16 protein-coding genes and 1 tRNA gene are annotated in these 14,165 nt (G+C 57.1%); 11 read left to right on the top strand and 6 right to left on the bottom strand.

Annotation, left to right across the window (positions count from 1 at the left end):
- The first annotated feature begins 7 nt into the window (after window positions 1-7).
- Window positions 8-958 (top strand): alpha-E domain-containing protein, encoded by a 951-nt coding sequence (locus CLU80_RS22695; RefSeq protein WP_016982907.1) that lies wholly within the window; start codon window positions 8-10, stop codon window positions 956-958.
- Window positions 955-1,758, top strand: coding sequence for a transglutaminase family protein (locus CLU80_RS22700; RefSeq protein WP_007914065.1), 804 nt, complete (start codon window positions 955-957; stop codon window positions 1,756-1,758). The genes CLU80_RS22695 and CLU80_RS22700 overlap by 4 nt, the downstream gene beginning before the upstream one ends.
- A gap of 113 nt (window positions 1,759-1,871) precedes the next feature.
- On the opposite strand, the gene CLU80_RS22705 is transcribed toward CLU80_RS22700, so the two are convergent.
- Window positions 1,872-2,693 carry a c-type cytochrome gene (locus CLU80_RS22705; protein ID WP_099758440.1) on the bottom strand — a complete coding sequence of 274 codons (822 nt, stop codon included), beginning with the start codon at window positions 2,691-2,693 and terminating at the stop codon, window positions 1,872-1,874.
- Between the two features lie 585 nt (window positions 2,694-3,278).
- Between CLU80_RS22705 and CLU80_RS22715 the strand changes: the two genes are divergently transcribed.
- The 3 genes from CLU80_RS22715 (at window position 3,279) to CLU80_RS22725 (ending at window position 7,468) form a co-directional block, all read left to right on the top strand.
- Window positions 3,279-4,484 carry an acetyl-CoA C-acetyltransferase gene (locus tag CLU80_RS22715; RefSeq protein WP_093441775.1) on the top strand — a complete coding sequence of 402 codons (1,206 nt, stop codon included), beginning with the start codon at window positions 3,279-3,281 and terminating at the stop codon, window positions 4,482-4,484.
- Window positions 4,485-4,508: 24 nt separating this feature from the next.
- Window positions 4,509-6,653: a 3-hydroxyacyl-CoA dehydrogenase NAD-binding domain-containing protein gene (locus CLU80_RS22720; RefSeq protein ID WP_099758442.1), complete on the top strand. Its 2,145-nt coding sequence runs from the start codon at window positions 4,509-4,511 to the stop codon at window positions 6,651-6,653.
- A gap of 92 nt (window positions 6,654-6,745) precedes the next feature.
- Window positions 6,746-7,468 (top strand): amidotransferase, encoded by a 723-nt coding sequence (locus CLU80_RS22725; RefSeq protein ID WP_099758443.1) that lies wholly within the window; start codon window positions 6,746-6,748, stop codon window positions 7,466-7,468.
- A gap of 108 nt (window positions 7,469-7,576) precedes the next feature.
- On the opposite strand, the gene CLU80_RS22730 is transcribed toward CLU80_RS22725, so the two are convergent.
- The 3 genes from CLU80_RS22730 to CLU80_RS22740 all read right to left on the bottom strand — a co-directional run bounded on the left by CLU80_RS22730 (window position 7,577) and on the right by CLU80_RS22740 (window position 10,308).
- Window positions 7,577-8,548 (bottom strand): magnesium and cobalt transport protein CorA, encoded by a 972-nt coding sequence (locus tag CLU80_RS22730; RefSeq protein ID WP_093441790.1) that lies wholly within the window; start codon window positions 8,546-8,548, stop codon window positions 7,577-7,579.
- Between the two features lie 134 nt (window positions 8,549-8,682).
- A complete protein-coding gene (locus CLU80_RS22735; RefSeq protein WP_077571798.1) occupies window positions 8,683-9,405 on the bottom strand; it encodes a lysophospholipid acyltransferase family protein in 723 nt (240 codons plus the stop codon).
- Between the two features lie 213 nt (window positions 9,406-9,618).
- Window positions 9,619-10,308 carry a crotonase/enoyl-CoA hydratase family protein gene (locus CLU80_RS22740; RefSeq protein ID WP_034151725.1) on the bottom strand — a complete coding sequence of 230 codons (690 nt, stop codon included), beginning with the start codon at window positions 10,306-10,308 and terminating at the stop codon, window positions 9,619-9,621.
- 295 nt (window positions 10,309-10,603) lie between these two features.
- Between CLU80_RS22740 and CLU80_RS22745 the strand changes: the two genes are divergently transcribed.
- Window positions 10,604-10,693, top strand: a tRNA-Ser gene (locus CLU80_RS22745).
- A 143-nt stretch (window positions 10,694-10,836) separates the two neighbouring features.
- Window positions 10,837-11,157 (top strand): YbjQ family protein, encoded by a 321-nt coding sequence (locus CLU80_RS22750; RefSeq protein WP_099758444.1) that lies wholly within the window; start codon window positions 10,837-10,839, stop codon window positions 11,155-11,157.
- Window positions 11,158-11,218: 61 nt separating this feature from the next.
- Here CLU80_RS22750 and CLU80_RS22755 read toward each other — a convergent pair whose 3' ends face one another.
- A complete protein-coding gene (locus CLU80_RS22755) occupies window positions 11,219-11,623 on the bottom strand; it encodes a hypothetical protein (RefSeq protein ID WP_225919972.1) in 405 nt (134 codons plus the stop codon).
- A 119-nt stretch (window positions 11,624-11,742) separates the two neighbouring features.
- Here CLU80_RS22755 and CLU80_RS22760 point away from each other — a divergent pair, with 119 nt between their 5' ends.
- From CLU80_RS22760 to CLU80_RS30345, 4 genes are all read left to right on the top strand, one after another.
- Entirely contained in the window at window positions 11,743-11,931 is a 189-nt protein-coding gene (locus CLU80_RS22760) for a hypothetical protein (RefSeq protein WP_093441821.1), read from the top strand.
- Between the two features lie 324 nt (window positions 11,932-12,255).
- Window positions 12,256-12,627, top strand: coding sequence for a glycine zipper domain-containing protein (locus CLU80_RS22765; protein ID WP_016983669.1), 372 nt, complete (start codon window positions 12,256-12,258; stop codon window positions 12,625-12,627).
- 137 nt (window positions 12,628-12,764) lie between these two features.
- Window positions 12,765-13,184, top strand: a complete 420-nt coding sequence (locus CLU80_RS22770; protein ID WP_007914081.1) for a glycine zipper domain-containing protein — start codon at window positions 12,765-12,767, stop codon at window positions 13,182-13,184.
- Between the two features lie 120 nt (window positions 13,185-13,304).
- Entirely contained in the window at window positions 13,305-13,478 is a 174-nt protein-coding gene (locus CLU80_RS30345) for a hypothetical protein (protein ID WP_286079759.1), read from the top strand.
- A 291-nt stretch (window positions 13,479-13,769) separates the two neighbouring features.
- Here the strand turns inward: CLU80_RS30345 and CLU80_RS22775 are convergent, their stop codons facing one another.
- The gene (locus CLU80_RS22775; protein ID WP_158561689.1) at window positions 13,770-14,165 is read right to left on the bottom strand and encodes an Imm50 family immunity protein; all 396 of its coding nucleotides are present in this window, start codon (window positions 14,163-14,165) and stop codon (window positions 13,770-13,772) included.

Here is a 14,165-nt window from a genome sequence, read left to right on the forward strand (position 1 = left end):
GCTTGCCATGTTAAGTAGAACTGCCTCGGATCTGTATTGGATGTCGCGTTACCTGGAGCGGGCGGAAAACCTCGCCCGGATGCTCGACATCAGTTATTCGCTGTCGCTGATGCCGCAGGACGGTCGCGGCGACGGTTTGCACGAATTGGCCATGCCGCTGCTGATCACCGGTACCCTCGACGATTACCTCGAGCGCCATGGCGCGCTGCATGCTGAGCGTCTGCTGCACTTTTTTGCCCTCGATGCGGCTAACCCGGCGAGCATTTACAGCTGCCTCGGCGCGGCTCGGGCCAGCGCCCATGCGGTGCGTGGGCGGATCACGGCGGACATGTGGGAGAACATCAATTCGACGTGGCTGGAAATTCGCGGCATCGCCGAACAGGGCCTCAGTCGCTATGGCATGAGCCGTTTCTGCGAATGGATCAAGGAGCGTTCGCACCTGTTTCGTGGTGCGTCGTACGGCACGATCATGCGTAATGATGCGTTTCGTTTCATTCGCCTCGGTACGTTCATCGAACGCGCGGACAACACCCTGCGATTGCTCGATGCCCGCTATGAAATGGCCGGCGATCAGGCTGAAGCAGTCAGCGACGGTACGGCCCACGCCTACTACCAATGGAGCGCCTTGCTGCGCGCCTTGTCGTCATTCGAGGCCTACACCGAAATCTATCGCGATGCGCCGGGGGCGCGGCATGTTGCCGAGTTGCTGTTGTTGCGCGCCGATGTGCCGCGCTCGCTGCGGGCCTGCACCGAGGAGATCGATCAGATTCTTGCGCAGTTGCCCGGTGCCAACGGTCGACCGGCACAGCGTCTGGCGGCAGAAATGGACGCGCGCCTGCGCTACACCGGCATCAACGAAATTCTCGAGGAAGGCCTGCACGCCTGGCTGACCGAATTCATCCCGCTGGTGCGCCAGCTGGGCAACGCCATTCACAGTTCCTACCTGGAGGCTGCATGAGACTTTCCATAAGCCACGAGACCACCTATCACTACGAAGATCAGGTGCGGGCGAGCATCCAGTACCTGCGACTGACCCCACACGATAGCGAACGTCAACACGTGTTGAGCTGGCAGCTCGATCTGCCGCGCCCGGTGCGTGCGCAACTCGATCCGTTCGGCAATATCCTGCACGTGCTGACCATGGATGAACCGCACGAAGCGATCATCATTGGTGCGCGCGGGCAGGTCGATATCGACGAACTGCGCGAGGCCGAGCATGAGAGCCAGTCGGCGCTGCCGTTCCTGCGCTTTACCCGTTTGACCGAGGCGGATGAGGCGTTACGCGCGTTCGCCGAGAAATCCTGCAAGCAGCGGCGTGATCGCACGGCGCTGATCGATCTGATGCACGGCTTGAATCAGCACATGACCTACACGCCGGGGTCCACCGAGGTCGATACCAGCGCCGCTGAGGCCTTCGCCGGGCGTGCGGGTGTTTGCCAGGATCATGCTCACGCGTTTCTGGCTTGCGCACGCAGTCTCGGGATTCCGTCGCGTTATGTGTCGGGGTATCTGTACAGCGAGGATTGCGAGCATCTAGCCAGCCATGCATGGGCTGAAGCGTGGCTGGATGACGCCTGGTACAGCTTTGATGTGACCAATGAACTGGCGCGGCCGGAGCGTCATCTGAAACTGGCGGTGGGTCTGGATTATCTGGATGCCTGCCCGGTACGCGGCATGCGCCGTGGCGGTGGGTGTGAGCAGATGCATGCGAAAGTGTTCGTCTCGCCAACCCCGATCATCTCGGTGCAACAGCAGTAAACGCCGTACCCCTGTGGGAGCGAGCTTGCTCGCGATAGCGGTCTGTCAGTTACAAATGTGCTGACGGATACACCGCTATCGCGAGCAGGCTCGCTCCCACAAGGGAAATGGCGTTACGGCTTAACCTTGCGTCCGGCCATGTGCTTGAGATACCCCACCAGCATTTCCAGATCCCCCTCTGGTAACACCTCCACCGAAAACCCCGGCATCTTCGCCTGCGGCCACTGACGCAAACTCTGCGGATCCCGAATGTAGCGCTTGAGGAAATCCGCGCCGAAATACTCGGTCGGGCTGTAAGGAATATTCAGGTCCGGCCCGAATTGCGCATCCCCCGCACCGTTCAACCGGTGACACGCCAGACAGTTTTTCTGAAACAGCGCAAACCCTTGATTCACCGGGTCATCTGCTTTCAACGCAGGATCCGGCAGCAGGGCAGGGAAACGCTCCGCCACTGGCGCCATGCGCTTGATGCTCGCGACTTCGAACGGCCATTGCTCCGGACTGATATTGCCGGCCTGCGGATCGGTCCAGACCAGATAAAACGGCCCGGCGCTGTGCTTGCCTTCCGACAGCGGTGGCCACGGCTGCGCCGGATCTTCGATGGCCAGCCATGCTCGCGCACCTGTTGTATTAAGCAATGGCGCAGCTGACAACTCGGCGGCAAAGCCGTCCAGTGCCACCGCTTGCAGGTGATCCTGCGGTTTGATCCCTGTCAGCAATGCGGCCACAGGCACGGCGCGATAGGTCATGTCCTTCTTGTAGGACACATCGTTTTTGATCGTCAGGGTTTGCACTTGAGGATGCTTGAGCAATTCCTCGGTCTGCCAGGTGCGGCTGCTTGCACCCAGTTGCAGATCCAACTGTGCGGCAGACAAGGGCATGCTCAGCAGCATGGCCCCGAACACAATGAGCGCTTTCAATTGATCGCCGTCCATGTCGTGGGAGTGCGCCAAGGTTGGCACAGCCACGCTGGCCCGGGTAGCGGGCCAGTCACATTTTCAGTGGCGATGAGCAGCGCCCGGCGCTCGACTCAGCCGATGACCTTGGTCAGATTCGGCAAAATCAACAACAGCGTCGTGGCGAAAAGAATGAGCCCTGCTTGACGAACTTTCGGTTGTTTGAACATGGCTTGACCGCCTTTATTGTTATTTCCTGATGCCTGCCTGCATATCCATGACGGCAAGCGCTGCACTTCCTGTTGAAGAACGTCTGCCCCGGCAAAACCCGACGACCCTGACGTACATGTTCTACATTAGGGGCCACGTCACGCTTGGCTTAGATCCATTTCATATGGAGTACTTGCCAGATGCGATAAAAAAAGCATGAGGCTTATTGCCAGCTTCTTTGCCGCCCGCTGGCTAGACAACTCGCCGACCTGAACCGGTTCACCCAGCCGCCGATGACCGTCCGTCTGAGCGTGTGCGTCAACCGCATTGAGCGCTGTGGTCATTGAATCCATGGCCGCTCGGGTCAAGAGTGGAGGTACAAGCAATCTCTCCCCGCACAGGTTCGAGGACGTCATGACCCAAGCTTTGATATTCGATGCGTTACGCACGCCCCGTGGCAAAGGCAAGGCCGATGGCGCCCTGCACAGCGTCAAACCGGTGAATCTGGTCGCTGGTCTGCTCAACGCGCTGCAAGAACGCTCCTCGCTGGACACCAGTCAGGTCGATGACGTAGTGCTCGGCTGCGTGACGCCGATTGGCGATCAAGGCTCGGACATCGCCAAAACCGCCGTGCAAGTGGCCGATTGGGATGTCAGCGTTGCCGGTGTGCAGATCAATCGTTTCTGCGCCTCGGGTCTGGAAGCGGTCAACCTCGGCGCGATGAAAGTGCGCTCGGGTTTCGAAGATCTTGTAGTGGTCGGCGGTGTCGAGTCGATGTCGCGGGTGCCCATGGGCAGCGACGGCGGCGCCTGGGCGCTCGATCCGCAGACTAATCTGCACAGTCATTTCACTCCGCAAGGCGTCGGTGCCGACCTGATCGCTACGCTTGAGGGCTTCAGTCGTCACGACGTCGATGCCTACGCGCTGCACTCGCAGCAGAAAGCCGCGCGGGCGCGGGCCGATGGCTCGTTTAACAAGTCGTTGGTGTCGGTGCGGGATCAGAACGGCATCATTCTGCTCGATCACGATGAGTTCATTCGCGCCGAATCGACCCTGGAAGGCTTGGGCAAGCTCAAGCCGAGTTTCGAAATGATCGGGCAGATGGGTTTTGACGCTACCGCGCTGCGGGTCTACAGCCATGTCGAGCGGATCAATCACGTGCACACACCGGGCAACAGTTCCGGGATTGTCGACGGTGCAGCACTGATGCTGATCGGCTCCGAATCCAAGGGGCGTGCGCTGGGCCTGCAACCTCGGGCGCGGATTGTCGCCACGGCGGTTACCAGCACCGATCCGACCATCATGCTCACCGGGCCTGCGCCGGCAACACGCAAGGCACTGGCGAAGGCCGGGCTGCGCGTTGAAGACATCGACCTGTTCGAGGTCAACGAAGCGTTTGCCTCGGTGGTGCTGAAGTTCATCAAGGACATGGCAGTCGACCCGGACAAGGTCAACGTCAACGGCGGTTCCATCGCTATGGGCCACCCGCTGGGCGCGACCGGTTGCGCGATCCTCGGCACCTTGCTCGATGAGCTGGAAGCGCGGCGCCTGCGCTATGGCCTGGCGACGCTGTGCGTCGGCGGCGGCATGGGCATTGCCACCATCATCGAACGCCTCTGAGCCCCGAATTCAAGGAACCTTGTTATGAGCGAAGCCATTCGTTACGAAAAAGGCCAGGACGCGATCGTCGTGCTGACCATCGACATGCCGGGCCAGAGCGCCAACACCATGAACGCTGTGTACCGCGAGGCCATGGCCGCGTGCGTCGCCCGGCTGGTGGCGGAAAAAGACGACATTGCCGGGGTGATCATTACGTCGGCAAAGAAAACCTTCTTTGCCGGCGGTGATCTCAATGAGTTGATCAAGGTCGGCAAGCCCGAAGCCAAAGCCTTCTACGACATGGTGCTGACCCTCAAAGCGCAGTTGCGCACCCTGGAAACCTTCGGCAAACCGGTGGTCGCGGCGATCAACGGCGCGGCGCTGGGCGGCGGCTGGGAAATCTGCCTGGCCTGTCACCACCGGGTGGCATTGGACGACGCGTCGGTACAGCTCGGTCTGCCGGAAGTGACCCTCGGCTTGTTGCCGGGCGGCGGCGGGGTGGTACGCATGGTGCGCATGCTCGGTCTTGAGAAAGCGCTGCCCTATCTGCTCGAAGGCAAGAAAGTGCGTCCACAGCAGGCATTGCAGGCCGGTTGGATTGATGAGCTGGCGGCGAATCGCGATGAATTGCTGGCCAAGGCGCGCGCCTGGATCGTCGCCAATCCGACGGCGGTACAACGTTGGGATGTGAAGGGTTATCAGATTCCGGGCGGCACGCCGTCGAATCCGAAAGTGGCGCAGATGCTGGCGATTGCGCCGTCGATTCTGCGTAGCAAGACCCAAGGGACAATGCCGGCGCCGGAGAAAATCCTCTGCGCGGCAGTCGAGGGCGCTCAGGTCGATTTCGACACCGCGCACTTGATCGAAACCCGTTACTTCACCGAACTGACCACCGGGCAAATCTCGAAAAACCTGATTGGCACATTCTGGTTTCAACTCAATGAGATCAATGCTGGTGGTTCGCGGCCGCAGGGCTTTGCGCCGTATGTCACGCGTAAGGTCGGCGTGCTTGGCGCAGGGATGATGGGCGCGGGGATTGCCTTTGTCAGCGCTTCGGCGGGTATTGAGGTGGTGCTCAAGGATGTCAATCTGGCTGCCGCCGAGAAAGGCAAAGCACATTCTGCGGCGTTGCTGGACAAGAAAGTCGCCCGTGGGCAGATGGATGCTTTGAAGCGTGATGAGGTGTTGGCGCGGATCAAGCCGTCCGAAAATGATGCCGACCTCGCGGGTTGCGATCTGATCATCGAAGCGGTGTTTGAGGATCGCGATCTCAAGGCCAGGGTTTCCTCTGCCGCCCAGCAAGTTGTCGGCGCCGAAGCGGTCATCGCTTCGAATACATCGACGTTGCCTATTACCGGGCTGGCAAAGGCTGTGCCTGATCCTGGCAAATTCATCGGCCTGCATTTCTTCAGCCCGGTAGAAAAAATGCCGCTGGTGGAAATCATCAAAGGTGCACAGACCAGCGATGAAACCCTCGCGCGTGGTTTCGACTTCGTGCTGCAAATCAAGAAAACCCCGATCGTCGTCAACGACAGTCGCGGCTTCTTTACTTCACGCGTCTTCGGCACCTTCACCAACGAAGGCATCGCCATGCTCGGCGAAGGCGTGAGCGCGCCGATGATCGAGACCGAAGCGCGCAAGGCCGGGATGCCGGTCGGGCCTCTGGCGATCTCCGACGAAGTTTCCCTCAGCCTGATGAGCCATATCCGTCAGCAAACCGCCAAGGACCTACAGGCAGAAGGGAAACCGCTGATTGAGCACCCGGCCTTCGCCGTGATTGACTTACTGCTTAACGAATACAAGCGTCCGGGCAAAGCGGCCGGTGGCGGTTTTTACGATTACCCGGCTGGTGGGCAGAAACATCTGTGGCCCGAGTTGAAGGTGCGTTTCGAAAAGGCTGACGGACAGATTTCGCCCAAAGACGTGCGTGATCGGCTGTTGTTCGTGCAGGCCATTGAAACGGTGCGTTGTGTGGAGGAGGGTGTGCTGACCTCGACGGCGGACGCCAACGTTGGCTCGATCTTCGGTATCGGTTTTGCAGCGTGGACTGGCGGCGCATTGCAGTTCATCAACCAATACGGGGTGAAGGATTTCGTCGCCCGTGCGCAGTATCTGGCCGAGCAGTATGGCGAGCGTTTCGCGCCGCCAGCGTTGCTGCTGGATAAAGCGGCAAAAGGTGAAATGTTCTAAGGGCAACGAGCATTCCGGGGCTTGCCTTGCCAGGGGGTTTCAAGGCAGGCTCTGGGGTGTTCATTATTCCCATCACGTGTCAGGTATTTTTTATGTCGCTACGCATCTGCATTCTGGAAACCGACATCCTGCGTCCGGAACTGGTCGATCAATATCAGGGTTACGGGCAGATGTTCCAGCGCCTGTTCTCACAGCAACCTATTGCCGCCGAGTTCACCGTCTACAACGTGATGCAGGGCGAATACCCAAGCGACGACCAAACCTTCGACGCATACCTGGTCACCGGCAGCAAGGCTGACTCGTTTGGTACTGATCCGTGGATCCAGACCCTGAAGGAATACCTGCTGACTCGTTACGAGCGCGGCGACAAACTGCTCGGCGTGTGCTTCGGCCATCAACTGCTGGCGCTGCTACTTGGCGGCAAGAGCGAGCGGGCGACCCAGGGTTGGGGTGTCGGTACCCACAACTACAAACTCGCGGCGAAGGCGCCGTGGATGAACCCGGTGCGTGAGGAACTGACGCTGCTGATCAGCCATCAGGACCAGGTCACAGCGCTGCCGGAAAACGCCACGGTGATTGCTTCCAGCGATTTCTGCCCGTTCGCGGCCTATCACATCAACGATCAGGTGTTGTGCTTCCAGGGCCACCCGGAGTTCATTCACGATTACTCGCGGGCGCTGCTCGATCTGCGTCAGGAAGCGTTGGGTTCACAGATCTACAGCAAAGGTGTGGCCAGTCTCGAGCAGGAACACCATGGTGCGACAGTCGCGGAATGGATGATGCGTTTTGTCGCGCATAAGCCAGAAACTGTCTAAGGCCAAAAGCTTCGCGAGCAGGCTCGCTTCCACATTGGATTTCCGGTGCGCTACCGATCAATATGGGGGCGAGCCTGCTCGCGAATGTTCCAGACAACTCGGTCTGCCCTACAACCACCCAGACCTCTTGAAACTTGCCCACAAACTCACACACCCCACCGTAATAAACCCCAGCACACCGAAATAGCCGTAGTGCCAGCTCAACTCCGGCATGTTCTGGAAATTCATCCCGTAAATCCCCGCCACTGCCGTCGGAAACGCCAGAATCGCCGCCCAGGCAGCAAACTTGCGTTGCACCACGCTTTGCCGTGATGCCTCGAGCAACACACCAATCTCGATGGTCTGGCTGGCAATGTCGGCCAAGGTGGTCAGGTCTTCCATTTGTCGCGTGACGTGAATCTGCACATCACGGAAGTACGGCCGCATGTTCTTGTCGATAAACGGGAAACTCAACTTCTGCAGTTCCTCGCCAATCTCCACCATCGGTGCCGCGTACCGACGCAGGCGTACGACATCGCGGCGCAAGCCATGCAGCTTCTGAATGTCATGCTCATTCAACGCGCTGCACAACACGTTGCGCTCCAGCTCATCGATCTCGGCATGGATCGCTTCGCCGACTGGCTGATAGTTCTCGATGACAAAATCGAGCAACGCATAAAGTACGAAATCTTCCCCGTGCTCCAGCAACAGCGGACGCGCCTCACAACGTTGGCGAACATGGGCGTAGGACGCCGAGTGGCCATTACGCGCGGTGATGATGTAGCCCTTGCCCGCAAAGATATGCGTCTCGATAAATTGCAGAACGCCGTTCTCGCGGATGGGTGAGTAGGTGACGATAAACAAAGCGTCGCCAAAGGTTTCGAGCTTCGGTCGACTGTGTTTTTCCAGGGCGTCTTCAATGGCCAGTTCGTGCAGGTTGAACTGACGTTGCAGGTTGGACAGCTCTTGAGCGTCCGGCTCTTCCAGGCCGATCCACACGAAGTGGCCGGTTTTCGCAGCCCAGGCAGCGCCTTCGTCGAGGGTAATATTGGTGACTTTCTTGCCTGCGCTGTACACCGCAGCAGCAACAACTCGACCCATGGTGGTGATTCACTTCTTCTTGGCAGGTGGCAGGGAATTCAAGGCTTCAGCTTAGCCGTGTCGCTGCTTGAGAGTCAGTGAAATCTGTACAGTTCACCGGGCAAAAGAAAACCCGCACAGGGCGGGTTGTCTTTTCAGGCAGCTTGCAGTTGCCGATCCATCGATTCAATGCATTCGCGCATCTGCTCGCGACACTGATTGATGAGCATGGGCATGTCGTCCATGGTCAATCCGGCTGTAGGAATCGCCGGCAACGAGCGTATGAGGATTTTCCCGCTGCGCCAGCGATTCAGACGCATGTGCTTGATGTAACTGCTCACGCAAACCGGAACGATCGGTACACCAGCGGCAATTGCCATCTGGAACGCACCTTTCTTGAATGGCAGCAATTCTTCGCCGAGGTTGCGCGTGCCTTCCGGGAACACCCAGATCGAGGTGTCTTCGTTCTGCAAGGTATTGGTGGTGGTCAGCATCGACTGGCGTGCCTTATGCGCATTGCCACGGTCGATCAACACATTGCCGGCCAGCCAGAACAGTTGCCCGAACAGTGGCACCCACTTGAGGCTCTTCTTGCCGATGCACACGGTGCGGCGCGGCACTACGTTGCCGAACACAAACAGATCATAGTTGGACTGATGGTTGGCGATGATCACGCAGCTATCGGGTTTGTTCAGCAAACCGCTGACATCGGATTTCACCCGTAAACGCAAAATACACATCGCTGGTAGCGCATAGAGGCGGGCGCACAGACGGCTGTTGTCCGGATTGAACGGGCGGCAGATGCCGAGAATCACCCCGAGCACGCCGGCGAGAATAAAGTGCAGGCCCATCAATAACATACGAAACACGAACAGCATTTTCAGGCCCCACCGGGACAAAAGGTGGCGCAGTGTACGGATGTGCACTGTTTTCGGCAATTGCCGCTATAGAGTGCGGAGATAGCCGATGTTTAAGCGCATGTTTCAGAATGGAGGGTCAGACCTGTCCTAGAGCGGTCGCGGACTTTTAAACCATGCGTGCAAGAAAAAGCCCGACACGACGGTCGGGCTTCTTTTGCGCAGCAGCCGGGCTTAGCCCAGATGCTCTTGATCCTGGATGATCGCGTTATCCAGAGCTTCCAGCAGTGCTTTACGCACCTTCAACTTGGTGTTCTTGTGCGCGAGCATGTTGATCTTCTTCAACTGACGCGCAGCGGCGAGGGCGGCACCTTGCAGCTCTTCGGCGGCAACCACCTTGTCGAGGAAACCGGCATCCACGGCGCTTTTTGGATCGAACATCTCGCCGTTGATCACCGAGCGGTGGAACGCCGAGCGACGCAGGCGATCGCGAGCCAGTTCGATACCCGCGTGGTGCATGGTCATGCCGATCTGCACTTCGTTCAGACCGATGCTGAACGGGCCGTCGACACCAATGCGGTAATCAGCAGACAACAGAATGAAAGCGCCTTTCGCCACCGCGTGACCTGGGCATGCGACGATCACCGGGAACGGGTGAGAGAGCAGGCGCCGGGCCAAGGTCGACCCCGCGGTTACCAGCGACACAGCTTCTTTAGGACCGGCGGTCATGACTTTCAGGTCATAGCCGCCGGACAGAATCCCTGGCTGACCGGTGATGATCACGATGGCACGATCAGTCACCGCCTGATCCAGCGCCGCGTTGAATGCCGCAATCACGTCCGGAGAAATGGCATTGACCTTGCCGTTGCTCAAGGTCAGGGTCGCGATACCGTCTTCGAGGTGGTAGGAAATCAACTCACTCATGACGCTATTCCTTGTAAGAAAGATGGGCAGACGTTACCCACCGCCGCAGGCCAGGTAAAGCGCCGTGACTGACTCGTCAGTCACCGTTTCACGGCCCATCCAGCGTGGCGAGGCGTTCTGCTTCTATATAGAAGGGCCGCGCCCACCGAAGATTGGCCGGTTTGCCATGGCCTGCTAGCGGGCAAAACGACTTTTTCTCTTAACCGCATGAAAATTCTGAAAAAAAGTTTGCCATCGGAAAAGCTTTCGACTACATTAGCGCGCCTCGACAGACAGAACATGTTTGAAGAGATACGGTGAAGTGTCCGAGTGGCTTAAGGAGCACGCCTGGAAAGTGTGTATACAGGAAACTGTATCGAGAGTTCGAATCTCTCCTTCACCGCCATATTCAGTACACAAAACCCCTGATTTCGAAAGAAGTCAGGGGTTTTGTGGTTTCTGGTGTCTGGATTTTATTGGCAGCGGCGTGAAGTCTGCTTTGAGCTATTACAATCGCGAATTTATTCATCCTTGTAGGGACGACACTCCATGATCATTTCCACCACTCACGCCATTGAAGGCCGGCAGATCGCGGCCTACCTGGATATCGTCAGTGCCGAATCGGTGCAGGGCGTCAATGTGATCCGTGACATGTTCGCTGGTATGCGCGACTTTTTTGGCGGCCGCTCGCAGACGCTGGAGCGGGCTTTGAAGGAGGCGCGTATTCAGGCGACCGAAGAAATACGGGAGCGTGCGCGCGCTCTGCAGGCGGATGCGGTGGTCGGGGTGGACTTTGAGATCAGTATGCCCGGCGGGAAGGGCGGGATGGTTGTTGTGTTTGCGACGGGTACGGCGGTGAAGTTGCGCTGAGTTTGTTTGACGGGTGTGTAAGCCCATTCAGAGGTTGAATGGGCTCAATCTTGCGGTGCAATCAGCCTTGTGGCTTGAGGATCACGGTGCCTCTTTCGTCATAGGTCAGTGGTGTGTCGACGGCGACGAGAGGGGGTGTATCAGAAGGCGGGTTGGGTTCGACTGGCTTGCTGGGATGGTAAATGACCCCTGGTTGCAGAACCGGTGTATCCGGACCCGGATACTTGATGGTGATTTCACCGGAAGCGATCTTCTCCTTGAGTTTTTCCGCGCCAGCCTTGCCGGCTGCGATCTGTTCGTCCGTGAGTTTTACGACAGGCATATTGGGGAATCCGTTGATTTGCATGTTCTCTCCTTGAGATTCATTTGTATGAAAAAGGGCAACGGCCTGGCTTTGGAATTCTTTAGCAATCTGGGACCAATGGTTCATCGTCTGTTTAAATTTTTCAGGCCATTCGTCGGGCATCAGGGGATCTGAATCACAAGTCCAGGAATGACCAGCTAGTCTCAAAAGCCATGGAGGTCGATATTTTTTCAGGCAAAAGGGTTTTTGCCGGTGTCGATCTGTTGCGACGGGGCGAAGGTATGACTGATCCGTATATCGAAGACGATGGCGCTGAATTTTCCTTCAATAACTGCGTACGGTGCGGCCAGACCGAGTATCAGTCAGGTTTTGGCGAGGATCCGGTGCAGATCGGCAAAATCAAATCCGCGGCACCCAAGGGACCCAAGGCGAAATTTCTCCCCAGGGTCACCACGCGTTCCAGGAAATAATCGTTCTCTGCATAACCCTGCTACTGAGCGGGGTTTTTTATGGTTGTGGGTTTGAAGAATTTTCCTACAGGTGATGACGGAAAATCAGTCTACTTTCACAAACTTTTCACGTCTGCCGCAGTAGGGTGAAGCCATCCGTTAGAAAGCAAGTCTCCAGCCCGTTTCCCCAGCGGGCTTTTTTTTGCCTGCCACAAAACCTTTTCCAGAATTGCTGTCCAATCGGCGCCGAGTGCACGCGAGATCCGTGATTTTGGCTGGACTTTCGCGCGACGACGGCATTAAATCCCGGCCCTTTTTGTCATCCCAATTGTTGAGGTTTTCGTCATGCGTTTAACACTGCCTGCTCTGGTTCTGGGGCTTCTGGTTGCTCAAGGTGCAATGGCTGCCGGTGATGGCACTGCTGCGTTGGGCGGTGGTCTGGGTGGCGCACTGGGTAATGTCGTCGGCCAGAAAATGGGCGGCAGCACTGGCGCGGCCATTGGTGCCGGCGTAGCAGGCGCGGCGGGCAGCGCAATGGCGGCGCGCAAGGGTAGCCGGACCAAAGCGGCGATTGGCGGCGGCGTTGGCGCAGCCGGTGGTTCGGTGATCGGCAACAGCCTGGGCGGCAGAACCGGCGCCACGATTGGTGCAGGCCTGGGTGGCGCAGCTGGCGGCGCAGTGGGCAGCAACTTGTCCAAAGGTCACAAGCGTCACTGAGACTAATCCCTTGTCAGAAAAAGCCCGGCTCGATGTCGGGCTTTTTCATGGCTGAACGTTTTTCCCGTTTGCGTCTCCAATCTCACATAGGCCCATGTCTGGGCGGACTGTCCCGCTTCGGGAACTGTGAGGTTCATATGCGCTTGTCATTATCTGCACTGTTTTTCGGTTTGCTGGTAGCACAAGGGGCGATGGCCGCTGGTGATGGCACCGCCGCTGTGGGTGGCGGCTTGGGCGGCGCGCTCGGCAATGTGGTCGGTGGACAACTCGGTGGCAGTACTGGCGCGGCGGTAGGTGCGGGTGTTGGTGGCGCGGCCGGCAGTGCCGTCGGGGCGAATAAACGCAATCGAACTGAAGCGGCCATTGGTGGTGGTCTCGGCGCGGCGGGTGGCTCGGTCGTTGGCAATAGCCTTGGCGGGTCTACGGGTTCGACCATTGGCGCAGGGTTGGGCGGCGCGGCTGGCGGTGCGGTCGGCAATAATCTCGGTGACGATGGTGGGTCTCATTCGGGCGGCGGTCACAAGCACAAGAACAAACATAAAAACCGCCATCATTGATGGCGGGTTAACGGAAACCCGGCATTTTGCCGGGTTTTTTGCATTTGCTCGTCGGACTTCGGAACGAATGGTTGTAGGGCTTTTCGAACGTCATACACTCCCTGAAATGACGAGGTTGCCATGACTCCTGAAACCGAAGGCAAGGAAGAAAAAGGTTCGAGTGGACTGCCATTTATCAATGATCCGGGGAATGAGGATCCGGGGTCGTTGATGGATGATGCGACGGTGCCGTTGAATGATTCGAATGAGGCGGATATGGAGTATGAAGAGGATGAGGATGAGGATGAGCAGTGATCGGATGTTTGAGAAGATCTGAGCGTCTGAATCCGGATTTTAAGGGCCTGAGTTCAAGAGGTCCTACAAATTTGTTAGTGACTAAAAATGGCTGCCCACCAGTCATTGATCTGGTGAGCGAGTCTAGGTATAGGCGTTTTTTTGTAGTGCTAACAATGTGAGATCTCGGATTTAGAGAATTCCAAATTGTCTAGAATCATGCTGAGCAACTGGATGTCGAACTGTTCTCTGTATCTATATAAAATTTTTATGATGCCTCACGGTAATAGAGCACCCGTCGCGCAATAAATTTTAGAAAGGTAACTCTGTTAAATATACGCTAGGTTCTCGCAGTCTTAATGATGATGTGGTAAACGTTACTTTCGAAGTGCTTGATACAGCTGAAATCAGATATCTGTCTCCAATTGGTTGTATGGATAGACTTAAGTTTTTTTGAGTTGGAATGTTGGATGTCGTCAACTCTCTAATTTCACAGCATGTTATTCCGATTCGGCAAGCATTGTATCCTATGGATTCCCATTTTTTCGGAGGAGTGTCCGGCATTTCTCTAATATCAAATGCCAAGGTCAATGTTGAAAGGTTGTTGTCCATGTTTAAAGCGAATAGCTTGATCTCCCCAACGGGTATATTTCTGCTGAATACCATATTGAAGAGTTTGCCTCCTTCTATTTCATTCCAGTATTTCAT

The sequence above is a fragment of the Pseudomonas sp. 29 genome, from assembly GCF_002754355.1.
GTDB lineage: Bacteria > Pseudomonadota > Gammaproteobacteria > Pseudomonadales > Pseudomonadaceae > Aquipseudomonas > Aquipseudomonas neuropathica.

Bases quoted from the DNA above. Each gene is read 5' to 3' on its own strand.
- CLU80_RS22765 (WP_016983669.1), top strand. From the start codon at position 12,256: ATGCGTTTAACACTGCCTGCTCTGGTTCTGGGGCTTCTGGTTGCTCAA.
- CLU80_RS22695 (WP_016982907.1), top strand. From the start codon at position 8: ATGTTAAGTAGAACTGCCTCGGATCTGTATTGGATGTCGCGTTACCTG.
- CLU80_RS22725 (WP_099758443.1), top strand. From the start codon at position 6,746: ATGTCGCTACGCATCTGCATTCTGGAAACCGACATCCTGCGTCCGGAA.
- CLU80_RS22740 (WP_034151725.1), bottom strand. From the start codon at position 10,308: ATGAGTGAGTTGATTTCCTACCACCTCGAAGACGGTATCGCGACCCTG.
- CLU80_RS22750 (WP_099758444.1), top strand. From the start codon at position 10,837: ATGATCATTTCCACCACTCACGCCATTGAAGGCCGGCAGATCGCGGCC.
- CLU80_RS22705 (WP_099758440.1), bottom strand. From the start codon at position 2,693: ATGGACGGCGATCAATTGAAAGCGCTCATTGTGTTCGGGGCCATGCTG.
- CLU80_RS22730 (WP_093441790.1), bottom strand. From the start codon at position 8,548: ATGGGTCGAGTTGTTGCTGCTGCGGTGTACAGCGCAGGCAAGAAAGTC.
- CLU80_RS22720 (WP_099758442.1), top strand. From the start codon at position 4,509: ATGAGCGAAGCCATTCGTTACGAAAAAGGCCAGGACGCGATCGTCGTG.
- CLU80_RS22735 (WP_077571798.1), bottom strand. From the start codon at position 9,405: ATGCTGTTCGTGTTTCGTATGTTATTGATGGGCCTGCACTTTATTCTC.
- CLU80_RS22755 (WP_225919972.1), bottom strand. From the start codon at position 11,623: ATGCCCGACGAATGGCCTGAAAAATTTAAACAGACGATGAACCATTGG.
- CLU80_RS22715 (WP_093441775.1), top strand. From the start codon at position 3,279: ATGACCCAAGCTTTGATATTCGATGCGTTACGCACGCCCCGTGGCAAA.
- CLU80_RS22760 (WP_093441821.1), top strand. From the start codon at position 11,743: ATGACTGATCCGTATATCGAAGACGATGGCGCTGAATTTTCCTTCAAT.
- CLU80_RS22770 (WP_007914081.1), top strand. From the start codon at position 12,765: ATGCGCTTGTCATTATCTGCACTGTTTTTCGGTTTGCTGGTAGCACAA.
- CLU80_RS22775 (WP_158561689.1), bottom strand. From the start codon at position 14,165: ATGAAATACTGGAATGAAATAGAAGGAGGCAAACTCTTCAATATGGTA.
- CLU80_RS30345 (WP_286079759.1), top strand. From the start codon at position 13,305: ATGACTCCTGAAACCGAAGGCAAGGAAGAAAAAGGTTCGAGTGGACTG.
- CLU80_RS22700 (WP_007914065.1), top strand. From the start codon at position 955: ATGAGACTTTCCATAAGCCACGAGACCACCTATCACTACGAAGATCAG.